Here is a 7,206-nt window from a genome sequence, read left to right as displayed (position 1 = left end):
GCATGCAGGGTGGTGTGGGGGCTGGAGGGTAAATACCTCCGGCTACCCGATTATGTTTATATTTCAAACCACTGATATGGTGCTGCTAAGCCCATAACTAGTTCATGCCCTCTATTAGAAGGGACTATACGTTTAGATACATCATGCTCTAACTTAAACGAACCAAAGCACAATACTTTCTTACCGGGCGTAATGAAGCGATGACTTAAGCCAAATTTTAAGCGAGCGATCGGGTAAATATTATTCCCTTTGCCTTGAAGCTTTGGGGAAAGCTCTGCCGACGAGAAACGCCTAGTTGGGCTACTAAAATTAACTTTATTAACCTGACCTATAACTGCGGCTTTAACTGTACCACTAGCAAGTACCTTTTGGTGTAATTCATCATAGTGCTTAACATCAAAGAAGAATTCATCCCATCTTAATTTTTCTTTATCCACCATAACGAAAATCAACTGACGCATCGTTGGGTTCTTACGCCCATATTCGTAAAGGTCAAATAAGCCATTAAGACTATTTACATAAGGTAACTTTCTACCACGAGTTTTATAGGTTCGTTTTACAGTGTCATGATTATGATTTTTTAAAAAATCATTTTCCTTACCTTTCATTCTCACTTGGTCATTATCATCCATCAAATGGATACGAAAAACCCGGCTACCATTAGCAAGAGCAGTATGAACTTCATTGGTCGAACCTGCTGCATCAATCACTTGTTTGCCTTTTGTAGCAAATGAACAAGTCACTGAATGATCTTCATATTTCGCCAACCTGAAATAAGCTGGAACTTGTGTTGTTTTTGACTTACCTACCCTTTGACTAGCTGAAACATACGCAAGCTCCGCTTCACAGCCTTTTCCACCACAAAATATTGGATCAGGTCTTCCAAAAGGTAAGTAATTTAGAATTGTTACTTGGTTTCGATTTGAATCATAACCAAATGGAATCTTCACTCCACTCACAGAACTCTCCTATAAACATAACCGTTCTTAGACAGAAAAAAAACTGCCATTTATGCGAAAATAAATGGCAGGCTTTATACGTTAGTTACGCTTGTGAATTGCTAGCTTATGCCGCTTCGAATGCGAGGGCCTTCTTCTCTACCTGACGGAAGACCAGCGTTAATACACCATTCACGGCTAGGTAGAATGCGCCAGCAATGCCGAACACGGTGAGTGTGTCGTAGGTTTGGCCGTTGATACGCTGAGCGTAGCCCATCAAATCCATGATGGTGATGGTGCTTGCCAGTGATGTACCTTTGAAGACTAGAATCACTTCGTTCGAGTAAGCTGGAACGGCGCGACGTAGTGCGTATGGCAGTAACACTTTAAGCGTCGCAATTTTGTCCATGCCTAATGCACGACATGCTTCCCACTGCCCTGCTGGAATCGCGTTGAATGCGCCTCTGAACAGTAGCGTGCTGTATGCCGCGGTGTTCAATGCTAGTGCTAACATTGCGCAGAACCAAGGTTGGCTAAGCCATGCCCATAGGAAGCTTTCATGAATCCAATCGAATTGACCCGGGCCGTAATACACCAAGAAGATCTGAACCAACAATGGTGTGCCGGTAAACAGAGTAATGATGCCACGTGTTAACCAGTGAATCGCCGGTATTCTTAGGATTAGCGTTACCGTCATCAGCAATGACAAGATACAACCAACAAGCAATGAAGCACCTGTGAGTTGAAGACTGGTCACTAAGCCTTCAAGCATTTGAGAGAGGTATTGTTGATTCATGCCATTGCCCCTTTGTTACCCAAACCTTGAATAGAGAACTTACCATCAATCACTTTTACCAATCTTTGTGTGATTAAAGTGATGACCAAATAGATTGCTGCTGCTGTCGCGTACCAAGTAAATGCTTCGTGCGTTGCTGCTGATGTTAATTGCGCTTGTTTCAATAGATCGGTTACGCCAATCAATGAAACCAGTGCTGTGTCTTTCAATAACACTAACCATTGGTTGGTTAACCCTGGTAGAGCGTGTCTTACTGCTTGTGGCAATACGACTCTGAAGAAAGCACGAGATTGTGAAATACCAAGCGCACTTGCTGCTTCTCTCTGCCCTTTGCTTACTGCTTTCAACGCACCACGAATAGTTTGCGAAGCGTAAGAAGCAAAAATAAGTGACAGTGCAACAACACCAGATAAGAACGGGCTCACTTCTATGAATTCGCCAGTGATCATGAACAGAACTTGTGTCGAACCAAAGTAGATAAACAGTACGACCAGAATTTCTGGTAAACCACGAACAATCGTCACAAATGCAGTCGTTGGCCATTTGATTGCAATACGACGAGACATCTCACCACTTGCAAACAACACTGCTAGAACCAATCCAACCAATAGGCTTACGAACGCAAGCTGAACTGTCATCCAGCTTGCTTCGACGAGCCCTAAAGAGTAACCCGTTAATTCCATAAATTACTTACCGAAGTACTTGTTAAAGATCTTGTCGTATTCGCCGTTCGCTTTCACTGCTGCAAGTGCAACGTTAAGCTGGTCTACAAGTTCTTGGTTACTCTTGTTTACTGCGATACCAAAGCCGTTACCGAAGTACTCTTGGTTTGTTACTTGGTCGCCAACATACGTTAGGTTGTCTTGCTTTTTGAACCATTCAGCTACTACCGCTGTGTCACCAAATACTGAATCGATACGACCGTTTTTCATGTCGATGAATGCATCTTGGTAGCTTGAGTAAGGTACCGCTGTTACGCCAGCCATTTGCTCAAGTAGGAAGCTTTGATGAGTTGAACCGTTTTGAACGCCAACACGCTTACCTTCTAGTGCTGCTTGGTCTGCTACTTTACCTTCAATAGAGATGAATGCTGCCGAGTTGTCGTAGTAAGCGTTAGAGAAGTTTACTTGTTTAAGACGCGCTTCAGTGATGTCCATTGCCGAAATAGCGGCATCGTAACGTTTGAATTTAAGCGCTGGGATCAAGCTATCGAACGCTTGGTTGTGAAAAGTACAAGTTGCTTTCATCTCTTCACAAAGTGCGTTTGCTAGGTCTACGTCAAAACCTTGGATTTGGTTGTTCTCGTCCATGTATTCGAATGGTGCGTAAGTCGCTTCCATTGCGAATTTGATTTCGTCTTGTGCCGATGCATTAACAGCCATGCCTGCAGAAGAAAGGCCGATAAGTGAAGCTAGTAGAATCTTTTTCATTTTGTTACTCCGAATCTGTGTGATTTTGACCTGTGGCCATTTTTATAATTTGATTGTTTTAATCGATGTTGTGTTTAGCTAAATCTAGTGAGTCAACTTAGGTTTAATGCGTAAGATACTCGGCAAACTCGGGTGTCTGCGGGTTAACGAATGAATCGCTGGTGCCGTGTTCAACGATGTACCCTTTTTCTAGATACAGAACGTGGCTAGCAATCTTCTTCGCGAAATCAACTTCATGTGTCACAACCACTTGAGTAATGCCCGTTCCACTCAACTCTTTAATAATGCTCACAACTTGATTGGTGATCTCAGGATCAAGCGCCGCTGTTGGTTCATCAAACAACAACACATCCGGTTTCATCATCAGCGCACGTGCAATCGCAACACGCTGTTGTTGACCACCAGACAGTTGAAGTGGCCAAGCGTCTGCTTTGTCGGCAAGTTGAAGTGTCTTTAGTATTTCTTGAGCTTGCTTGATGGCTTCTTGCTTATCTAAACCCGTCACTTTGGTGGGAGCTTCAATTAAGTTTTCCATCACCGTCATATGTGGCCACAAGTTGTATTGTTGGAACACCATGCCAACTTTACGACGAAGTTTAAGCCCCTGCTTTTCTTGGATCTGGCTTGAAAAATCGAATTGCTCGTTCGCAATGTCTAATTCGCCGTTGTCCGCGATTTCTAACAGGTTCAATACACGCAGTAATGAACTCTTGCCCGCGCCGCTTGGGCCAAGCAATACCAAGGTTTCGCCACTTTCACAGTCAAAGCTGATGTCATGAAGAACTTGGGTATTACCGTATGATTTGTTGATGCTCTTTACTTGAATACTCATGCCACAATACTGCATTAATTGTCATTTGTTGGTTATTCTATTCAATTCGAGGTTTTATGCAAGAAAAATGTATAAAAAACTATTTTGTTGAATTTTTGTAACGAAAGTTGCGCAGAAAACAGTCGCTATAACTGGTCTTACAACCAAAAGTCACAAGTTGCTGATAAGCTTGAAATCGAGGGAAAAGCAAACGTTTCTCTTCCAATTAAAAAATCAGTACAAGATCTAAGAACCTGTAGCTTCCATTCGCTATTGGCTTACGCTCACATGCATAAAAATTAGAATCAAATAGCTCGTTTGATCTTTATTTCAAGCCTCACTAAATGCTTAATGTTCCTTTTGAACAGTATCGATTTCCTCACTTGCTAAGCATCAAAGTCCGAAAATTGAGTGTCCTAGGAAGCATCAGTCAGCGATGCGTGCTTTAATGGTTTCTCTTGTAAGCAACAAACATTTACGAACGACTAGCACTTGATTCGTGACAAGTACGTACAAACAACAAGCCATCTACTCTTAAAGCGACAACACATTAAGGCAGTCATATGCAAAACGATGTCTCTTCTACGCGTGACTCTACTCAGCGAACGGCTCAACGATCTACTCAAAAAGCGCCACAACCCAAACCTGAGAAGAAAAGCCTCAGTATTTTATTTGAGCTCAGCAAATTTATTCAGCCCTATAAAGGCCGTGTGATTGCAGCGCTGATCGCTTTGATCTTCACGGCGAGCTTAACCCTTTCGGTCGGACACGGTATTCGCCTTCTTATCGACCAAGGCTTCAGCCAACAATCGTTATCAGATTTAGGCAGTGCGATTCAATTCATCATGGTTGTAGTCGTGCTGATCTCGATTGGCACCTTCTTTCGCTTCTATTTGGTCTCTTCTGTTGGTGAGCGAGTAAGTGCGGATATACGCCTGTCGGTTTTCAATCACGTGGTGACGCTTCACCCGAGTTACTTTGAAACCAATGGCAGTGGCGACATCATGTCGCGCATCACAACCGACACAACCCTGCTCCAAAGCATTATTGGTTCGTCGTTTTCTATGGCGATGCGAAGTGCATTAATGTGTATTGGCGCAATCATCATGCTGTTCGCGACCAACATTAAGCTAACGCTGATCGTGTTGGCCTCTGTGCCGTTTATCCTGATTCCGATTTTGGTATACGGTCGACGAGTGAGAGCCCTCTCTCGCCAAAGTCAGGATTCGATGTCTGATGTGGGCTCTTATGCCGGCGAAGCGATTGAGCACATTAAGACTGTGCAAAGCTACAGCCGAGAAGCACAAGAGAAAGCGTCATTTGCGATTGAAGTGGAAAAAGCATATGAAATTGGACGTCAGCGAGTAAAGCAACGCGCGATTCTTATCTCTGGTGTGATTGTTATCGTGTTCAGTGCGATTGCAGGCATGCTTTGGGTTGGTGGCAGCGATGTCATCAACGGCACGATGTCGGCGGGTGACTTAGCGGCGTTTGTCTTCTATGCGATCATGGTCGCTTCATCACTAGGTACGATTTCTGAAGTGATAGGTGAACTGCAACGTGCGGCAGGTGCGACAGAACGATTAATTGAAATTCTACAAGTTGAAAGCCATATTGTTGCGCCTGTAGAAAACCCAACATCACTCGATAACGTGACACCAGAAGTCGCTTTTGATGATGTGACCTTCTGTTACCCATCAAGACCCGACCAGCCCGCAACAAGCAACCTCACGCTAACGGCCCATGAAGGTAAAGTGTTGGCATTGGTTGGCCCGTCTGGCGCAGGTAAAACCACCCTATTTGAACTGCTGCAACGTTTCTACGACCCACAAATAGGCAAAGTAACGTTAGGCGGTGTTGAACTGAATCAGTTTGATCCGAACGAGCTAAGAAAGCAGATGGCATTAGTCCCTCAGCAACCCGCTCTGTTCAGCAACGATGTGTTCCATAACATTCGATACGGGAACCCAGAAGCAACGGACGAGCAAGTTATCGAAGCGGCGAAAAAAGCGCACGCGCACGAGTTCATTCAGAACTTACCTGAAGGCTATCACAGCTTTCTTGGTGAACGTGGCGTTAGATTGTCTGGCGGGCAGCGTCAGCGTATTGCCATCGCTCGTGCCATCCTAAAAGATCCGAATATTCTCTTGTTGGACGAAGCAACCAGTGCGCTAGACAGTGAAAGTGAGCATCACGTTCAACAAGCTTTAGAAGAGTTAATGCGTGGCAGAACGACCATCATTATCGCCCATCGATTATCAACAATTAAACACGCCGACCAGATTGCGGTGCTAGATAAAGGGCAGCTAGTAGACATTGGCGACCACCAGTCTCTCATCAATAGCTGCGAATTGTACCAACGCTTAGTTGAACTTCAATTCAAACACCTTAGTGCGTAATCATTGAGTGTATGTGCGTAAGTCGTTTGTTTAGTGAGACACTAATCAATAAGTAACGGAAAGTTAAGTCTCTGACATTGTGTGGTTTCAAGCTTCAAAAACTTAAATCACACGTGTTGCAGTTTTGTTAATTTAGCGGTAGTGTTTTTATTCCAATAACAACTTATCCCGATGAAGGATAAGCCGATAACATTAATTACCCAGATAACATTAACTACACAGATAACAATAAGAGAGTTCGCATGGAAGCACTATTATCTGACTACCCGGTAGTAACAGAAATCCCTGTCGCTTGGGGAGAAATGGACGCACTCAATCACGTTAACAACGCCGTATATTTTCGCTATTTCGAAACCGCTCGCTTAGATTTCTTTAAGCACGTTGAGCTGATGGAAGAGATGGCGATTACCAAAGTTGGCCCTGTTCTTGGTGACACTTACTGTAAGTATTTCCGCCCAGTCACGTATCCAGATACCTTAATGATTGGCTCTCGTGTCACTGATATTCAAGATGACCGATTCACCATGGAATACGCGATTGTCAGTAAAACTCAGCAGAAACTGACGACCATAGGCACCGCGACTATCGTGATGTTTGATTTTGCTTCAAACCAAAAAGCTCTGCTCTCGCTGCGCTTAACCAACGAAATTGAAAAGATGAACACGTTGAAAAGCCCATGCTTCAAACAAGAAGCCGTGACGGAATAACGTATTCGCTGATTCAAAATGCTCAGATACAAAAAGGCCACTCGATTGAGTTAATGCCGTTCGGATAAGTATTATTGCTTGAACCTGAACGGATATTTGGCTGGGACAAAGAGGACTGAACGTGG

The 7,206-nt window shown here is 43.8% G+C and carries 7 protein-coding genes; 2 read left to right on the top strand and 5 right to left on the bottom strand.

Features of this window, described 5'->3' with window-relative positions:
* Positions 1 to 56: 56 nt before the first annotated feature.
* The 5 genes from ACED42_RS21210 to artP form a co-directional block, all read right to left on the bottom strand.
* Complete coding sequence (locus ACED42_RS21210) at positions 57 to 959, bottom strand: hypothetical protein (protein ID WP_371704038.1); 903 nt, start codon at positions 957 to 959, stop codon at positions 57 to 59.
* A gap of 106 nt (positions 960 to 1,065) precedes the next feature.
* Positions 1,066 to 1,734, bottom strand: a complete 669-nt coding sequence (artM, locus tag ACED42_RS21205) for an arginine ABC transporter permease ArtM (protein WP_371704037.1) — start codon at positions 1,732 to 1,734, stop codon at positions 1,066 to 1,068.
* The gene (artQ, locus tag ACED42_RS21200; RefSeq protein ID WP_371704036.1) at positions 1,731 to 2,417 is read right to left on the bottom strand and encodes an arginine ABC transporter permease ArtQ; all 687 of its coding nucleotides are present in this window, start codon (positions 2,415 to 2,417) and stop codon (positions 1,731 to 1,733) included. The genes artM and artQ overlap by 4 nt, the downstream gene beginning before the upstream one ends.
* A 3-nt stretch (positions 2,418 to 2,420) precedes the next feature.
* Positions 2,421 to 3,164, bottom strand: coding sequence for a lysine/arginine/ornithine ABC transporter substrate-binding protein (locus ACED42_RS21195; RefSeq protein WP_009846802.1), 744 nt, complete (start codon positions 3,162 to 3,164; stop codon positions 2,421 to 2,423).
* Positions 3,165 to 3,267: 103 nt separating this feature from the next.
* Positions 3,268 to 3,996, bottom strand: coding sequence for an arginine ABC transporter ATP-binding protein ArtP (gene artP / locus ACED42_RS21190; RefSeq protein WP_371704035.1), 729 nt, complete (start codon positions 3,994 to 3,996; stop codon positions 3,268 to 3,270).
* Positions 3,997 to 4,538: 542 nt separating this feature from the next.
* Here artP and ACED42_RS21185 point away from each other — a divergent pair.
* Together ACED42_RS21185 and ACED42_RS21180 are read left to right on the top strand one after the other, a co-directional pair.
* Entirely contained in the window at positions 4,539 to 6,374 is a 1,836-nt protein-coding gene (locus ACED42_RS21185) for an ABC transporter ATP-binding protein/permease (RefSeq protein ID WP_371704033.1), read from the top strand.
* 242 nt (positions 6,375 to 6,616) lie between these two features.
* On the top strand, positions 6,617 to 7,081 hold the full coding sequence (locus ACED42_RS21180; RefSeq protein WP_016786146.1) for a thioesterase family protein: 465 nt from the start codon (positions 6,617 to 6,619) through the stop codon (positions 7,079 to 7,081).
* Positions 7,082 to 7,206: the final 125 nt, after the last annotated feature.

The sequence above is a fragment of the Vibrio sp. FF145 genome (genome assembly GCF_041439075.1).
GTDB lineage: Bacteria > Pseudomonadota > Gammaproteobacteria > Enterobacterales > Vibrionaceae > Vibrio > Vibrio tasmaniensis_A.
Note: the sequence above shows the minus strand (reverse complement) of the source record. Positions and strands in the feature narration are given on the sequence as shown.

Coding starts and splice junctions, on each gene's coding strand:
- ACED42_RS21195 (WP_009846802.1), bottom strand. CDS start 3,164: ATGAAAAAGATTCTACTAGCTTCACTTATCGGCCTTTCTTCTGCAGGC.
- artM (WP_371704037.1), bottom strand. CDS start 1,734: ATGAATCAACAATACCTCTCTCAAATGCTTGAAGGCTTAGTGACCAGT.
- artQ (WP_371704036.1), bottom strand. CDS start 2,417: ATGGAATTAACGGGTTACTCTTTAGGGCTCGTCGAAGCAAGCTGGATG.
- ACED42_RS21185 (WP_371704033.1), top strand. CDS start 4,539: ATGCAAAACGATGTCTCTTCTACGCGTGACTCTACTCAGCGAACGGCT.
- ACED42_RS21180 (WP_016786146.1), top strand. CDS start 6,617: ATGGAAGCACTATTATCTGACTACCCGGTAGTAACAGAAATCCCTGTC.
- artP (WP_371704035.1), bottom strand. CDS start 3,996: ATGAGTATTCAAGTAAAGAGCATCAACAAATCATACGGTAATACCCAA.